The organism is Mitsuaria sp. MSU3D (assembly GCF_056867975.1).
Genome location: NZ_CP200314.1, coordinates 5373543 through 5388209, shown reverse-complemented (window position 1 = coordinate 5388209; position 14667 = coordinate 5373543). Strand labels below are relative to the sequence as shown.

Below are 14667 nucleotides of genomic sequence, written 5' to 3'. Positions count from 1 at the left end.
ACACTCCTGTGACGGGACTCGGGGGAGACGGGGTCACGGTAAGGAGGGGCGTCTTTCGGGCCATGATGCTTTGTGATGGACTTGTGAAACTTTGGTTATGAATGCGTCATCGACGTCGCCCGAGGCCGCCGAACACTTCGTCATCCGACGCATGTCGCTGCGCCACGCACGGGTGCTGCTGGCCCTCAACGACACCGGCAGCATCAGCGCTGCCGCCGATCAGCTGCATGTGACGCAGCCCGCGGTGAGCAAGACGCTGGCGGAGCTGGAGCAAGGGCTGGGACAAACCCTGTTCCTGCGGCGCGGACGCAACATGCAGCCCACGCCGCTGGGGCGTCGTCTGCTGACGCTGGCGCGCAAGCTCGATGCCGACCTGCAACGCGCCGCGGGCGACGTCGCCACGATGGTGCGCGGCGCGTCCGGCGAGGTGCGCATCGGGGCGACCAACGCATCGCTCGCGCGCCTGCTGCCGGTGGCCATCACGGCGATGAAGCGCGAGAACCCCGGCGTCACGCTGAGCGTGCGCACGCATGCGTTGCGCTCGCTGTTCGCGGAACTGCAGGCGGGGACGCTGGACCTGGTCGTCGCCCGCGCGATGCCGCAGGACGAGCCGCTCGGACTGGCGCGCGTGTCGCTGCTGCCGCAACCCGAAGTGCTGACGATGAGCGCGCAGCATCCGCTGGCGCGCACGCCCAAGCTGAGCTGGGAAGTGCTGAGCCACCAGCGCTGGATCTGGCAACTGCCGGGCACGCGCACGCGGATGCTGATGGACCGGCTCTGGCAGGAGATGGGCCTCGCGCCGCCCGCCGACCTGATCGAGAGCGGCGACGCGATGCTCGCCTTGAGCCTGATGCGCGAGATGCCGCTGGTCGCCGTCATGCCGCACGACATGGCCATGACCGCTGCGAAGCAGGAGGTGGTCGTGATCCTGCCGCATGCAGTCGATCTGGGGCTCGGCCCGATGAGCGTCTGGCACCTGCCCGAAACGCAGGTCGAGGCGGTGGAGCGCTTCAGGCAGCTGCTGGTGGAGACGGCGGGTGCCGAGAGCGGCAAGCACTGACCCGCCCGCCAGGCCCGTGGAGGCGCCGGACGAAAATCGGGCGACCGGTGGAACCAGGGATGCCCGCTGACAACTGAGCCTGGCAACCATGAGGTGGTCTCATGGATCGAAGGTCTCCATGTTCACCCCCACTCCCCTCCCGCGCTACCACCGCAACGTATCGGGTGCTTCGTACGCAGGGCGTCCCGACAACGCCCGACTGCTGGATCCGACCCAGACCCGATTCACCGAGCGCCTGTTGAATCTTCCGACCGCCCGCACCGCCCACGGGCTGTCCCCGGCCTCGGGCCAGCGGAGCAACAAGGGCCCGGCCCCTCAGCCACCGCGATGGCAACAGCCATGGACGCCCCCCGCGGTACTGCGCCTGGAATCCGTGAACGCATCAGTGGACGCATCCGTGAACAAAGCGCGGCCCCAGTCAAGCGGTTGGGAGGAAGTGACCGAGGGAGAGGCCCGCTCGCTGCTGCGTCCCGGCCAGGCGCCGAAGAGCCCCTCGGCCCGCGCACCGCACCCTCTCGGGGGCGCGCTGCCATTGCACCTGGCGGATCCGCCGCCCACGCGGTACCAGCGCGTCAAGCAGCGCCTGGCGAATGCCGTGCCGCTGCCGCTGCGTCGGGCCTGGCGCGCGGTCGACGCCGCCGTGCATCGGCTGATCGACCGCCTGCGTCCGCAGGCGGCCTCGGCTCAGGCGTAGTCCTCGGCGTCCGGATCGGTCGTCTCCAGCTCGTAGCTCGCCGCGAGCATGGCGAGGCGGCCGATCACGCCGTACATGTAGAAGCGGTTGGGCGCGCTGGCGCCGGGCTTCTCGCCCGGGGCGGGCAGGTGCGACGAGTGCGCGAAGGCCAGCGGCACATAGCTCGATCCCGGCGCGTTGAGGTTCTCGTCCTCGGCGCGGTCGGCATGCACGCGGTAGAAGCCGCCGACGACGTAGCGGTCCATCATGTACACGACCGGCTCGGCGACCGCCTCGTGCATGCGCTCATGCGTGACGACGCCTTCCTGCACCAGCACCTGCGACAGCGCGGGCACGCCCTCGAGTCTGGCCAGCTTGTCGCGCGCCTTGATCGCCAGCACGTCCAGGTCCTTCGCGTCGCGGATCGTCATCACGCCCAGGCCGTGCGTGCCGGCGTCCGGCTTGACGACGACGAAGGGCTTCTCCTGGATGCCGTATTCCTTGTACTTGCGGCGCGTGCGCGTCAGCGTCGCGTCGACCTGCGCCTGCAGCGCGTCCAGGCCGGCGCCCGTCGCGAAGTCCAGCCCGTCCACCGCCACCGAGTGCGGATAGATCAGCCACGGGTCCATGCCCAGCAGCTTGGCGAACTTCTTCGAGACTTCCTCGTACGCGCGGAAGTGCTGGCTCTTGCGGCGCTGCGCCCAGCCGGCATGCAGCGGCGGCAGCAGGTACTGCTCGTGCAGGTGCTTCAGCACGTCCGGCGTGCCGGCCGACAGGTCGTCGTTCAGCAGGATGGTGCAGGGATCGAAGTCCTTGAGCATCAGCCGCGAGCGCTGGCGGACCAGCGGCTCCAGCGTCAGCGAATTGCCGTCCGGCAGCGCGACCGTGGTCGGCTCCTTGACCGACTCGTCCAGCGAGCCCAGCCGCACGTTCAGCCCCGCCATCGAGAAGATGCGGACCAGCGTCGCCAGGTTCGACAGGTAGAAGCTGCCGCGGTTCTTCGCTTCCGGGACCAGCAGCAGGTTCTTGGCCTCGGGGCAGATCTTCTCGATCGCCGCCATGGCCGCCTGCACGGCCAGCGGCAGCATCTCCGGCGTCAGGTTGTTGAAGCCGCCGGGGAACAGGTTGGTGTCCACCGGCGCCAGCTTGAAGCCGGCATTGCGCAGGTCCACCGAGCTGTAGAAGGGGGGCGTGTGCTCCATCCACTCGAGCCGGAACCAGCGTTCGATCGCCGGCATCGACTCGAGCACGCGCTGCTCCAGTTCATTGATGGGCCCGGTCAGGGCGGTGATGAGGTGAGGGACCATGATGGGCAGCGGCCGCCGGGAGGCGGACCTGAGGGGAGTAAGCCGATTCTAGGCATGCGCAACTGGGGGCGACATGCCGCAAGTCAAGAGGCTCCGTTCCTTCCCTCGAACTCAAGAGGTCCGGCGACAACTCATCAGACGACACCACTTCGCAAATCCCCATGCTGAACTACCTGCTGCCGAGCTTCTTCACCGCTCGATCGGAGCCCACACTGCCGGCCGAGATCCCGTCGGCGGATGACACGGTCGTCGTCTACGCCAATCCCCAGCGTGGTCGTCGCCTCTACCAGGAACTGGAGCGTCGGACCGGCTTCTCCGGGCCGCCAGGTGGCACTGGCGACGTCGGCCGCCTGCCCGGCAAAGCGGCGTTGTCCCTGCATACCCCTCGACAAGGCGGGAACGATGCGCCGCTGCGCGGCCATCTCGTCGATAGCCACACGCTGGTGCTGCGGGCGCCTGATGTCGATGACACCAGCCGGGCCCGCCTGATCGGCGCGCTGATGCATCACAACGTCGGCCTCATCGTCGACCTGAGCACCGGGGAGTCCTGCCGCACGGGCCCCCACGGCCTGTCCTCCACCTGGGACGGCGAGTTGCCCACCGGCGAACGGGCGGACATCTGTCGGGTCGACACGCCGCCGACGCAGGGCCTGCCCGAGCGCGCAACGACCGTTCAGCTCGATCTGATGCTGGCTCCGCCGGCACGCCATGGCAGGGCGGCGGCGCGGACGCAGAAATGCAGCATCGATCTGGTGGAACTCGGTCGGACGGACCCAAGCGACGCCCTGACGGTGGCAGAAGCGCTCGCCCTCGTCCGCCATTGCCAACGCCACCGCCAGGACTGCCCTGACGAGCGGATCGCCTTCCTGTCCGTCGACGGACGCGGGCCTGCCGCCGCGCTGGCCGGCATGGAACGCATCTTCACGGACTGGACCGGGCACCGGCTGCGCCCTGCCGAAGTCGACGCCGTCACGCTGCGTCACGCCCGTGATCTGACAGCGCTATGCGGCGCCTTCTCCCTGATGGAGAAGGATCTGACGACGATGGCCGACTTCACCGAATACCTCGCCGCAAATCCCCTGAGCGGCGCTCCGGACGATCAGCGCCGGTCCACGCCGTAACCCCCGCCGCCGGGCGTGCGGATGACGAAGACATCCCCGGGCGCCATCTCCACCTGGCCGATGTGGCCCAGCGGCTCGATCCGGCCGTCGGCGCGCTCGACGAGGTTCTCGCCGACCGCCCCCGGCTGGCCGCCGGCCATGCCGAAGGCGCCCGACGTCCGCCCGTTGCTCAGGATCGAGGCCGTCATCGGCGTCAGGAAACGGATGCGGCGTTCCCCGCCCTCCCCGCCGGACCAGCGGCCCGCGCCGGCCGATCCCTGCCGGATGGCATAGCTGTCCAGCCGCACCGGGAAGCGGAACTCCAGCACCTCGGGATCGGTGAGCCGCGAGTTCGTCATGTGCGTCTGCACGACCGAGGTGCCCGCGAAGCCCGGCCCGGCGCCGGAGCCGCCCGAGATCGTCTCGTAGTACTGGTGCGTCGCATCGCCGAAGGTGAAGTTGTTCATCGTGCACTGGCCGGCCGCCATCACGCCGAGCGCGCCGTACAGCGCGTTGGTCACGCACTGCGAGGTCTCCACGTTGCCCGCCACCACCGCCGCCGGATAACGCGGATTGAGCATGCAGCCCTCGGGCACGATCACGTCGATCGGCTTCAGGCAGCCGGCGTTCAGCGGGATCGCGTCATCGACCAGCGTGCGGAACACGTAGAGCACCGCCGCCATCGTGATCGACCTGGGCGCGTTGAAGTTGTTGGGCTGCTGCGCGCTGGTGCCGGTGAAGTCGACGGTCGCGCGGCGCGCCGCCGTGTCCACGGTCACCGCCACCTGGATGCGGGCGCCGTTGTCCAGCGGCAGCGTGAACGCGCCGTCCTTCAGCACCGAGATCACGCGCCGCACCGAGGCCTCGGCGTTGTCCTGCACGTGCTGCATGTAGGCCTCGACGGTGGCGCGGCCGAACTGGGCCACCATCGCCTGCAGCTCCTGCACGCCCTTCTCGTTGGCGGCCACCTGGGCGCGCAGGTCGGCCAGGTTCTGCGCCGGATTGCGGCTGGGGTGCGGCCCCGAGCGCAGCAGGGCCTGCAGCTCGGCCTCCCGCAGCCGGCCCTGCTCGACCAGCTGGAAGTTGTCGATCAGCACGCCCTCCTCGGTGATGTCCCGCGAGAACGGCGGCATCGAGCCCGGCGTGATGCCGCCGATGTCGGCGTGGTGGCCGCGGCTGGCGACGAAGAAGCCGGGACTGGCGTCGTCCTCGTCCAGGAACACCGGCGTCACGACGGTGATGTCGGGCAGGTGCGTGCCGCCGTGGTACGGGTCGTTGAGGACGTAGACATCGCCGCGCTTCATCGACGGATTGCGCTCGATCACCGAGCGGATCGACTCGCTCATCGAGCCCAGGTGCACCGGCATGTGCGGCGCGTTGGCGATCAGCTGGCCCTGCGCGTCGAACAGCGCGCAGCTGAAGTCCAGCCGTTCCTTGATGTTGACCGAATGGGCCGTGTTCTGGAGCCGCAGGCCCATCTGCTCGGCGATGTTCATGAAGAGGTTGTTGAAGACCTCCAGCACCACCGGGTCGGCCTCGGTGCCGAGCGCCCGCGTGCGGGTGCGTTCGCGGACGCGGGTCAGCAGCAGGTCGCCCGAGGACTGCAGCTCGGCGCGCCAGCCGGCGTCGACGACCGTGGTCGCGTTGCGCTCCGCGACGATCGCCGGACCGTCGATGCGCGCGCCCGGGCGCAGCGACTCGCGGTGGTGGAGTTCGGCGTCGCGCCAGCCGGCGGGCGACTCGTCGGCCAGGCAGTACATGCGCACGCGCTCCAGCGGCTCGGGGCGATGCGCGCTCGCGATGGCGGCCTCGACGGGCGCCTCCAGCGACGCGCCGGCGGCCAGCGCCTCGACCGAGACCGCCTCGATCACCAGCGCGCGGTCCGGCATCAGGAAGGCGAAGCGCCGCCGGTAGGCCGATTCGAAGGCTTCGCGGATGGCGGCGATCGCGGCCGGCGCCGACCCGTCGAGCGGCAGCGGACAGGTGAGCGCCGTGTCGGTGCCCTGGTAGCGGACCTGCGCCCGCGCGATGGTGCGCAACGCGCCGGCGGAGACGCCCTGCGACGCCAGCTCGCCGCCGGCCTGCGCGGCCAGCGACGCCGCCGTCTCGCGCGCGGCGGACAGGCCGTCGGCATCGAGCGCACGCTCGATCGAAGCCTCGCGCATGGCGGTCTGGTCGGCCAGGCCCATGCCGTAGGCGCTGAGCACGCCGGCGAACGGATGCGCCAGGATGCGCGTCATGCCGAGCGCGTCCGCGACCAGGCAGGCGGCCTGGCCGCCCGCGCCGCCGAAGCATTGCAGCGTGTAGCCGGTGACGTCGTAGCCGCGCGCGACCGAGATGCGCTTGATCGCGTTCGCCATCGCGCCGACGGCGATCTGCAACGCGCCGGCGGCGGCGTCCTCCGCCGTCATCGGCTTGCCCGCGGCGGACATCTGCGCGGCGAGCTCGGCGAAGCGCGTCTTCACGACCTCGCCGTCCAGCGGCTCGTCCGCGCCCGGTCCGAAGACCTTGGGGAAATGCGCCGGCTGGATGCGGCCCAGCATCACGTTGGCGTCCGTCGTCGCGAGCGGGCCGCCGCGGCGGTAGCTCGCGGGACCGGGGTTCGCGCCGGCCGAGGCCGGCCCGACGCGCAGACGCGCGCCGTCGAAGGCGATCACCGAGCCCCCGCCCGCCGCCACCGTGTGGATGCTCATCATCGGCGCACGCATGCGCACGCCGGCGACCTCTGTGTCGAAGGCGCGCTCGAACTCGCCGGCGAAGTGGCTGACGTCGGTCGACGTGCCGCCCATGTCGAAGCCGATGACCCGGTCGTGGCCGGCTGCCTCGGCCGTGCGCACCATGCCGACGATGCCGCCGGCCGGGCCGCTGAGGATCGCGTCCTTGCCCTGGAAGCGACGCGCCTCGGTCAGGCCGCCGGAGCTCTGCATGAAGAACAGCCGGACGCCGGGCATCTCGGCCGCCACCTGGTCGACGTAGCGCCGCAGGATCGGACTCAGGTAGGCGTCGACGACGGTCGTGTCGCCGCGCGGGATCAGCTTCATCAGCGGACTCACCTCGTGCGAGACCGAGATCTGCGTGAAGCCGATGTCCTGCGCGAGGCGCTTGGCCGCGAGCTCATGCGCCGGCGCGCGCCAGCCGTGCAGGAACACGATCGCGCAGGCGCGCAGGCCGGCGTCGAACGCCGATTGCAGCTCCACGCGCAGCGCGGCGTCGTCCAGCGGCGCGATCTCGCGGCCCTGCGCGTCGACACGCTCGTCGGCCTCGACGACGCGCTCGTACAGCAGCTCGGGCAGCTGGATGTGGCGCTCGAAGAGCCGGGGCCGCGCCTGCGTCGCGATGCGCAGCGCGTCGCGGAAGCCGCGCGTCGTCACCAGCAGCGTGCGGTCGCCGCGGCGCTCCAGCAGCGCGTTGGTCGCCACTGTCGTGCCCATCTTGACGCAGTCGACCCGCTCCGCCGTGATCGGCTCGCCGGCCTTCAGGCCGAGCAGGCGGCGGATGCCCTCGACCGCCGCGTCGCGGTAGTGCTCGGGGTTCTCCGACAGCAGCTTGAGCGTTTGCAGCGTGCCATCGGGCGCGCGTCCGACCAGATCGGTGAAGGTGCCGCCGCGGTCGATCCAGAACTGCCAGCGATCGGGGGAAGGGGTGGCTTGCATCGTGAGGTCCCAGGAGTTCATTCAGGCTGCCGCGGGCGCGAGTTCGCGTCCACGGGTCTCAGGCAGCGCCAGCGCCGCGACGATCACGAGGCCATAGCACAGCGCCGCGATCCATCCCAAGGTCTGCCCGAGAGGGTACTGCGTGCTGAAGTGTCCGATCAGCGCGGGACAGGCCGCGCCGAACGCCCGTCCGATGTTGTAGCAAAAGCCCTGGCCCGAGCCCCGCACGTCGCTGGGGAACAGCTCCGACAGGAAGGCGCCCATGCCGGAAAAGATGCCCGAGAGGAAGAAGCCCAGCGGGAAGCCCAGCACCAGCATCAGGCTGTCGGTGATCGGCATTTGCGTGTAGGCCAGCACCAGGATGCCGCCCATCAGCGCGAACAGCATGAAGCAGCGGCGCCGGCCGATCGCGTCGCAGAGCCACGCGCTCGTCAGGTAACCGGCGAAGGAGCCCGCGATCAGCACCAGCAGATAACCACTGGTGCCCAGCACCGACAGGTGGCGCTCGGTCTTGAGGAACGTCGGCAGCCAGGTCGTCACCGAGTAGTACGCGCCCTGCATGCCGGTGGCCAGCACGCTGGCGAGCACCGTGTTGCGCAGCAGTTCTGGCGAGAAGATCCGCAGGAAGTTCGCGCGCTCGCCGCGGGCCTTGGCGCGCGCCTGCTCAGCCAGGTAGACCGGCGGCTCGTCAAGGTTGCGGCGGATGTAGAGGATCAGCAGCGCCGGCAGGATGCCGATCCAGAAGAGCACCTTCCACGCGGTCTCCGGCGGCAGCACCGAGTACAGCCCCCAGAACGCCAGCGCCGACGCCGCCCAGCCGATGGCCCAGCTGCTCTGCACCAGGCCGGCGGCCTTGCCGCGATGTCTCGCCTTGATCGTCTCGGCGATCAGCACCGAGCCGACGGCCCACTCGCCGCCCATGCCGAAGCCCTGCATCGCGCGGGTGAAGAAGAGCTGCTCGAACGAGGTCGTGAATCCGCTGAGGAACGTGAACAGCGCGAACCACAGCACCGTCCACTGCAGCACGCGGACACGGCCGAAGCGGTCCGCGAGGACCCCGGCCGCCCAGCCGCCGACCGCCGAGGTCAGCAGCGCGCCGGTGGCGATCGCGCCGGCCTGTCCCTTGCTCATGCCCCAGGCCGCGATCAGCGTGGGGATCAGGAAGGTGTAGATCATGTAGTCGAAGCCGTCGACGGCGTAGCCGGCGAAAGTCGCGGTGAGCGTGCGCCGTTCGGTCGGCGTGGTGTCTCTGAGCCACATGGTGTCGTTCCTTGTTGTTGGACCGCGATCAGGCCGCGATGAGATCGCGGTTCAGGAGGTCGGTGACGAGCATGTGCCCCGGCGCATGCGTGATGCAGAACGGCGGACGGGCCGTCGCGATCGCCGATTGCGGCGTGACGCCGCAGGCCCAGAACACCGGGAGCTCGCCGTCCCGGATGTCGACGGCGTCGCCGTAGTCGGGGCTGGCGATGTCGTGGATGCCGATGCGCGACGGATCGCCCAGGTGCAGCGGCGCGCCGTGCACCTGCGGCAGCTTCGACGTGATCTGCACCGCGCGGATCGCATCGGCGGCGGTCAGCGGCCGCATCGACACGACGGTCGGTCCGCGGAAGACGCCGGCCGGCGCGGTCTCGATGCTGGTGCGGTACATCGCGACGTTGCGGCGCTGCTCGACGTGACGCAGCGGAATGCCCTCGGCCAGCAGCGCGTGCTCGAACGAGAACGAACAGCCGATGACGAAGGCGACCAGGTCGTCGCGCCACCAGCGCGTCACGTCGGCGGGCTCGTCGACGAGTTCACCGTCCCGCCACACGCGGTAGCGCGGCACGTCGGTGCGCAGGTCCAGGTCGACGCCGAGCGCGGCGAGCGTCGGATCCCCAGGCTCGGTCACGCCGAGCAGCGGGCAGGCCTGCGGGTTCAGCGCGCAGTAGCGGCGGAAGTCCGCGGCCAGCGCCGCCGGCAGGATGGCGAGATTCGCCTGCACGAACTCGCTGGCCAGGCCGCTGGTGTGGCCGGTGAAACCGCCGCGACGCGCGGCGAGTCGGACGTCGAGCGCGCTGGAGGACGCGTCGAGATCGAGGGAATCGGTCGGGTGGCTCATGGCGGGATCGCGAAGGCTGTCTGACGATGCGGCGGATTGTGGAAGCCGCCCGGCCTCGCGATCCAACGGAAATTTTCCGCCTCGCCTCATCGATTTTTTCGATGAGCCCAGCAGTGCTTCCGCTTAGCGCGGGGTCGACGTTCCGGCCATGCGGGGTTTCCCGGAAGCCCGCGCCGCGCGCTGTTGCCGCGCGACGAAGTCCAGCGCGGAGTCGAGCACCGTCTCGGTGAGCTGCGAGCTCGGATCCTCGCGGTAGCTCGCGTGGATGGGCAGCGCCACCAGGTCGGTGTCGCTGCGCAGCACGCGCAGCGAGAGCCGCTTCGCCAGCTGCTCCGCCACCGCCACCGGCAGCGTGGCGATGCCGAAGCCCCCCTCCACCAGCTGCACCATCGCGGAGATCGACGAGATCGCGTGCACGCGCGGCAGCGGCAGGCCGGATTCCTGGAACATCTGCAGCAGCGCCTGGTGCGGCTGCGAGCCGCGCTGGAAGGTCAGCAGGTCGTGGCCCGCCAGGTCCGACAGCCCGTAGCGGCGCTTCGTGTGCAGGTCCGACCGGCCGACGAAACCCATCGGCATCGACGCCATCGCCCGCGTGCGCACGCCGCCGGCGTCCGCCGCGGGGATCGCCGCGAAGACCAGGTCCTGCGCGCCCCGCCGCACCTGATCGACCAGCACCGGCGAGGTCTCCACCGTCAGCTCGAGCTCGAAGTCCGGATTCGCCGCGCGCATCTCCTGCAGCCAGCCGGTGAGCCAGCTGTGCACCACCGACTCGATCGCGCCGATGCGCAGCACCACGGGCCGCCCCGCGCCGCCGGCGCCGCCCATCTCCTCCTTCACCTGCCGCTGCACGTCGAGCAGGCGCTGCGCCAGCGTCTGGAAACGCTGGCCGGCCACGGTCAGACGGAACTGCTTGTCGCGACGGTCCAGCAGCACCACGCCGAGTTCCTCCTCCAGCGACGCGATGCGGCTGGACAGCGCGGACTGCGTGATGTGCAGCTTCTCCGCCGCGCGCGTGACGCTGCGCAGCGAGGCGGCCCAGTGGAAGGCTTCGACAAAGCGGAGGTTCATGGCGGCGGATTATGGGGATGCACCGACGAAAAAAGCCGCCCCGAGGGGCGGCTTTGAGCATTGCAGGAGACTGGAGATCTACTTCTCGAATGCTTACTTGTGATACGCGGTTTCGCCGTGCGACGCGATGTCCAGGCCCTCGCGCTCTTCCTCTTCGGAGACGCGCAGACCGATCACCAGGTCGACCACCTTGAACGCGATCACCGAGACCACGCCCGACCACACGATGGTCAGCAGGACGGCCTTGAGCTGCGTGAAGACCTGCGAGCCGATCGAGTAGGCGTCCGGCGCGATCGTCGCCGCGGTCACCCAGTCGCCGACGGCCGAGGGGCCGCCCAGGCTCGGGGAGTTGAAGACACCGGTCAGCAGCGCGCCGACGATGCCGCCCACGCCGTGGACGCCGAAGACGTCCAGCGAGTCGTCCGCGCCCAGCAGCTTCTTCAGGCCCGACACACCCCACAGGCAGGCGAAGCCGGCGACCAGGCCGATCACCAGACCGCCGCCGATGCCGACGTTGCCGGCAGCCGGCGTGATCGCGACCAGACCGGCCACGGCGCCCGACGCGGCACCCAGCATCGAGGCCTTGCCCTTGAGCAGCGCTTCACCGACGCACCAGGCCAGCACCGCGGCGGCGGTGGCGAACAGCGTGTTGATGAAGGCCAGCGCGGCGAAGCCGTTGGCTTCCAGCGCGGAACCGGCGTTGAAGCCGAACCAGCCCACCCACAGCAGCGAGGCACCGACCATCGTCAGCGTCAGGCTGTGCGGCGTGAACGCTTCCTTGCCGTAGCCGATGCGCTTGCCGACCATGAAGGCACCGACGATGCCCGCGACGGCGGCGTTGATGTGCACCACGGTGCCGCCGGCGAAGTCCAGCGCGCCCCATTGCCAGATCAGGCCGGCCTTGCTGTTCATCTCATCGACGACCGCCGCCGAGGCATAGGCGTCCGGACCCATCCAGAACCAGACCATGTGGGCCATCGGCGCGTAGCTGAAGGTGAACCAGAGGACCATGAACAGCAGCACCGCGCTGAACTTGATGCGCTCGGCGAAGGCGCCGACGATCAGGCAGCAGGTGATGCCGGCGAAGGTGGCCTGGAACGCGGCGAACACGATCTCGGGGATGTAGACGCCCTTGCTGAAGGTCGCCGCCGGCGCGAAGGTGCCGGCCACGTTGTCCCAGATGCCCTTCATGAACAGCCGGTCGAAACCGCCGACGAACTTGTTGCCTTCGGTGAACGCCAGGCTGTAGCCGTACAGGGCCCACAGCACCAGGATCAGCGAGAAGGTCACCATCACCTGCATCAGCACCGACAGCATGTTCTTGCTGCGGACCAGGCCGCCGTAGAACAGCGCCAGGCCGGGAACGGTCATGAGGATCACCAGCAGGGTGGAGACCATCATCCAGGTGGTATCGCCCTTGTTGGGGACCGGCGCGGGCGCGGCGGCGGCCGAGGCGGCGTCGGCGGGGGCCGAGGCGGCGGGCGCGGCGGCCACCGGCGCCGTCGGCGCGGGGGCCTGGGCGGTCGTCTCGCTGGCGACGGCGGCGGGCGCGGAGGCCGCATCCTGCGCCATGGCCGCGGGAGCCAGGCTGGTGAAGGCTGCCGCGGCCAAGGCCAGGCAGGCGAGTAGTTTCTTCATGATCGGGACTCTCTTCGTTGGATCTTGATCGGCGCACGCGCGGAACTGCTGCGCGCGGGGACGGCGAAGGACTGCTGCGGAGTGCGCGGCCTCCCTCGGGGGCCGCGGCGGATCAGGGGGCGATCAGAGGGCGTCCTGCCCGGTCTCGCCGGTACGGATGCGGATCACCTGGTCCAGCGGGGAGACGAAGATCTTGCCGTCCCCGATCTTGCCGGTGCGGGCGGCGTTCTCGATCGCCTCGATGACCTGCTCGACCACGGTATCGGAGACCGCGGCCTCGATCTTCACCTTGGGCAGGAAGTCGACGACGTACTCCGCGCCGCGGTACAGCTCGGTGTGGCCCTTCTGGCGGCCGAAGCCCTTGACCTCGGTGACGGTCAGCCCCTGGACGCCGATGGCGCTCAGCGCCTCGCGCACTTCATCCAGCTTGAAGGGCTTGATGACGGCAGTGATCAGTTTCATGCGTAGCTCCTCAGAAGACCTTCTTGACGGACACGACCACACCGTTCTTGCCCAGGTCCTTGCCCTTGCCGCCGATGTAGTTGTCGGTGTTGGTGGCGACGAAGCCGGCGCCGAAGGTGAAGCCGGACCAGTCCTTGTTCACCGTGAGCGAGTAGTCCGTGTAGCTGAAGTCGCCGTTGTTCTTGACCTTCTGGTGACCGATGTGCGGGGTCAGGGTGAAGCCGCCGCCGACGTCGAAGGTGGCGCTCAGGTCGAGGTAGCCGCTCTGCTTGGAATCGGCGAAACCGAACAGGTTGCTGATCGAGTGCGAGTACTTCAGCGTGGCGGGACCGAAGGACACCGCGCCGTACAGCTCGTTGGTGTTGGCGCTGGTGGGCAGGTCGTTGCCGGGGTAGTTGTAGCGCAGGAAACCGACGTCGACGGTGACGCCGCCGCCGACTTCGGTCTTGTAGCCGGCGTAGGTGTCGATCTCGATGTCGGCGTCGCCGCCGCCGTCCTTGATCCACTTGATGGTCGAGGCCCAGGCGCCGATGTAGAAGCCGCTCGAATGGGCGTAGTCGACACCGCCTTGCAGGGCGGGCTTGAGGCGGGTCTGCGAGATCCCGCGATAGCGGTAGTCGGAGGTGACGCTGACGTTGAAGGACAGCGGGTTGGCCTCCTGCGCCAGCGCCGGGAGGGCGATGGCGGCGATGGCGGCGACGGCTGCGGCGCGGACGACGGCGATGGGATTCATGCGCGGGGGCTCCTGATTGTTTGGGGCGACTCTGGGCGACTGCTTCCGGACGTGGCTTTGCAGCTTTTGTGCCAAGCGGGCCTTGGCGAGTCCCTTCCCCCATGAAGGGGCCCCATTCCGGCTCACATCGCCACGAACGGTTGCCGATCACGCCCCGTCAAGCGTCAAAGCGCACCAAATGCATGCACAAGCGGGGGAGTGGTTAACCCTGGAAACGCCCCAACAGGGTGCTAGGCGTGAAATCGTTCGCTGCGGACACTGCGGAGCTCATGAACCGAATGGGTGCGGAAGGAATGCAGATGCAAGGCGACGGATCGAACGAGAGGTCGAACGGCGGGTCGAACGGCGAATCGAGCGGCGAATCGAGCAACGTGACGGTGCGGTGGCCGGTGGACCTGTCGCACCTGCGGCCGGAGGACGCGGCGGAGTGGGTGGTGGCGCGGTACGGCGATGGCGCGATGCCGATCCTTCCGGAGAAGATTGCCGAGCAGATGGGGATCCGTGTGTGTGCCCTGGCTGATCACCATCGCCATTCGGTGTACGCGGGTCCGGACGGTGGACTGCGGATCGTGATCGACACGAACGGCAGCAACCATCGCAAGCGTTTCGCGGTGGCTCATGGCCTGGGGCATATCCTGCTGCGTCACGAGCATCCGCCGCTGGAGGCGTGGAACTCGTTCGGAAACCACCCACCCGACCCGCGGGACCATGCGGCCAACATGTTCGCGGCCAGTCTGCTCGTGCCCACCGAGAAGCTGCGGTGGTGCGTCACGAGCGGCTGGATGAGAAACGTCGACCACATCGTCAAGACGCTCTGGGTTCCATTGGAACTCCTCGAATTCCGATACCAACAGCTGCTCCGACGTCGTTGA

The 14667-nt window shown here is 69.4% G+C and carries 12 protein-coding genes; 4 read left to right on the top strand and 8 right to left on the bottom strand.

Annotated features, from left to right (window positions below; genetic code table 11):
* Positions 1–97 precede the first annotated feature (97 nt).
* Both AC1VNM_RS23700 and AC1VNM_RS23695 read left to right on the top strand, forming a co-directional pair.
* Complete coding sequence (locus AC1VNM_RS23700) at positions 98–1060, top strand: LysR family transcriptional regulator (protein ID WP_431101268.1); 963 nt, start codon at positions 98–100, stop codon at positions 1058–1060.
* Positions 1061–1496: 436 nt separating this feature from the next.
* Positions 1497–1754, top strand: a complete 258-nt coding sequence (locus AC1VNM_RS23695) for a hypothetical protein (protein ID WP_483108531.1) — start codon at positions 1497–1499, stop codon at positions 1752–1754.
* Here AC1VNM_RS23695 and gshA read toward each other — a convergent pair.
* Complete coding sequence (gene gshA / locus AC1VNM_RS23690) at positions 1745–3040, bottom strand: glutamate--cysteine ligase (protein WP_377158375.1); 1296 nt, start codon at positions 3038–3040, stop codon at positions 1745–1747. The two genes, AC1VNM_RS23695 and gshA, sit on opposite strands and share 10 nt — an antisense overlap.
* Positions 3041–3201: 161 nt before the next feature.
* Between gshA and AC1VNM_RS23685 the strand changes: the two genes are divergently transcribed.
* Positions 3202–4161, top strand: coding sequence for a hypothetical protein (locus tag AC1VNM_RS23685; RefSeq protein WP_483108530.1), 960 nt, complete (start codon positions 3202–3204; stop codon positions 4159–4161).
* On the opposite strand, the gene AC1VNM_RS23680 is transcribed toward AC1VNM_RS23685, so the two are convergent.
* The 7 genes from AC1VNM_RS23680 to AC1VNM_RS23650 all read right to left on the bottom strand — a co-directional run bounded on the left by AC1VNM_RS23680 (position 4140) and on the right by AC1VNM_RS23650 (position 13795).
* Positions 4140–7793, bottom strand: a complete 3654-nt coding sequence (locus AC1VNM_RS23680) for a hydantoinase B/oxoprolinase family protein (RefSeq protein WP_483108529.1) — start codon at positions 7791–7793, stop codon at positions 4140–4142. The two genes, AC1VNM_RS23685 and AC1VNM_RS23680, sit on opposite strands and share 22 nt — an antisense overlap.
* A 21-nt stretch (positions 7794–7814) precedes the next feature.
* Positions 7815–9053 (bottom strand): MFS transporter, encoded by a 1239-nt coding sequence (locus tag AC1VNM_RS23675; protein ID WP_483108528.1) that lies wholly within the window; start codon positions 9051–9053, stop codon positions 7815–7817.
* Positions 9054–9081: 28 nt separating this feature from the next.
* Positions 9082–9894: a putative hydro-lyase gene (locus AC1VNM_RS23670; RefSeq protein ID WP_483108527.1), complete on the bottom strand. Its 813-nt coding sequence runs from the start codon at positions 9892–9894 to the stop codon at positions 9082–9084.
* Between the two features lie 123 nt (positions 9895–10017).
* A complete protein-coding gene (locus AC1VNM_RS23665) occupies positions 10018–10962 on the bottom strand; it encodes a LysR family transcriptional regulator (RefSeq protein WP_377158379.1) in 945 nt (314 codons plus the stop codon).
* Positions 10963–11055: 93 nt separating this feature from the next.
* Positions 11056–12600, bottom strand: a complete 1545-nt coding sequence (amt, locus tag AC1VNM_RS23660; RefSeq protein WP_377158381.1) for an ammonium transporter — start codon at positions 12598–12600, stop codon at positions 11056–11058.
* Positions 12601–12723: 123 nt separating this feature from the next.
* Complete coding sequence (glnK, locus tag AC1VNM_RS23655) at positions 12724–13062, bottom strand: P-II family nitrogen regulator (RefSeq protein ID WP_067279313.1); 339 nt, start codon at positions 13060–13062, stop codon at positions 12724–12726.
* 10 nt (positions 13063–13072) lie between these two features.
* The gene (locus tag AC1VNM_RS23650) at positions 13073–13795 is read right to left on the bottom strand and encodes a TorF family putative porin (protein ID WP_377158382.1); all 723 of its coding nucleotides are present in this window, start codon (positions 13793–13795) and stop codon (positions 13073–13075) included.
* 236 nt (positions 13796–14031) lie between these two features.
* Here AC1VNM_RS23650 and AC1VNM_RS23645 point away from each other — a divergent pair, with 236 nt between their 5' ends.
* The gene (locus tag AC1VNM_RS23645; protein ID WP_483108526.1) at positions 14032–14667 is read left to right on the top strand and encodes an ImmA/IrrE family metallo-endopeptidase; all 636 of its coding nucleotides are present in this window, start codon (positions 14032–14034) and stop codon (positions 14665–14667) included.

Coding starts and splice junctions, on each gene's coding strand:
- AC1VNM_RS23700 (WP_431101268.1), top strand. CDS start 98: ATGAATGCGTCATCGACGTCGCCCGAGGCCGCCGAACACTTCGTCATC.
- gshA (WP_377158375.1), bottom strand. CDS start 3,040: ATGGTCCCTCACCTCATCACCGCCCTGACCGGGCCCATCAATGAACTG.
- AC1VNM_RS23685 (WP_483108530.1), top strand. CDS start 3,202: ATGCTGAACTACCTGCTGCCGAGCTTCTTCACCGCTCGATCGGAGCCC.
- AC1VNM_RS23680 (WP_483108529.1), bottom strand. CDS start 7,793: ATGCAAGCCACCCCTTCCCCCGATCGCTGGCAGTTCTGGATCGACCGC.
- AC1VNM_RS23675 (WP_483108528.1), bottom strand. CDS start 9,053: ATGTGGCTCAGAGACACCACGCCGACCGAACGGCGCACGCTCACCGCG.
- AC1VNM_RS23670 (WP_483108527.1), bottom strand. CDS start 9,894: ATGAGCCACCCGACCGATTCCCTCGATCTCGACGCGTCCTCCAGCGCG.
- AC1VNM_RS23665 (WP_377158379.1), bottom strand. CDS start 10,962: ATGAACCTCCGCTTTGTCGAAGCCTTCCACTGGGCCGCCTCGCTGCGC.
- amt (WP_377158381.1), bottom strand. CDS start 12,600: ATGAAGAAACTACTCGCCTGCCTGGCCTTGGCCGCGGCAGCCTTCACC.
- glnK (WP_067279313.1), bottom strand. CDS start 13,062: ATGAAACTGATCACTGCCGTCATCAAGCCCTTCAAGCTGGATGAAGTG.
- AC1VNM_RS23650 (WP_377158382.1), bottom strand. CDS start 13,795: ATGAATCCCATCGCCGTCGTCCGCGCCGCAGCCGTCGCCGCCATCGCC.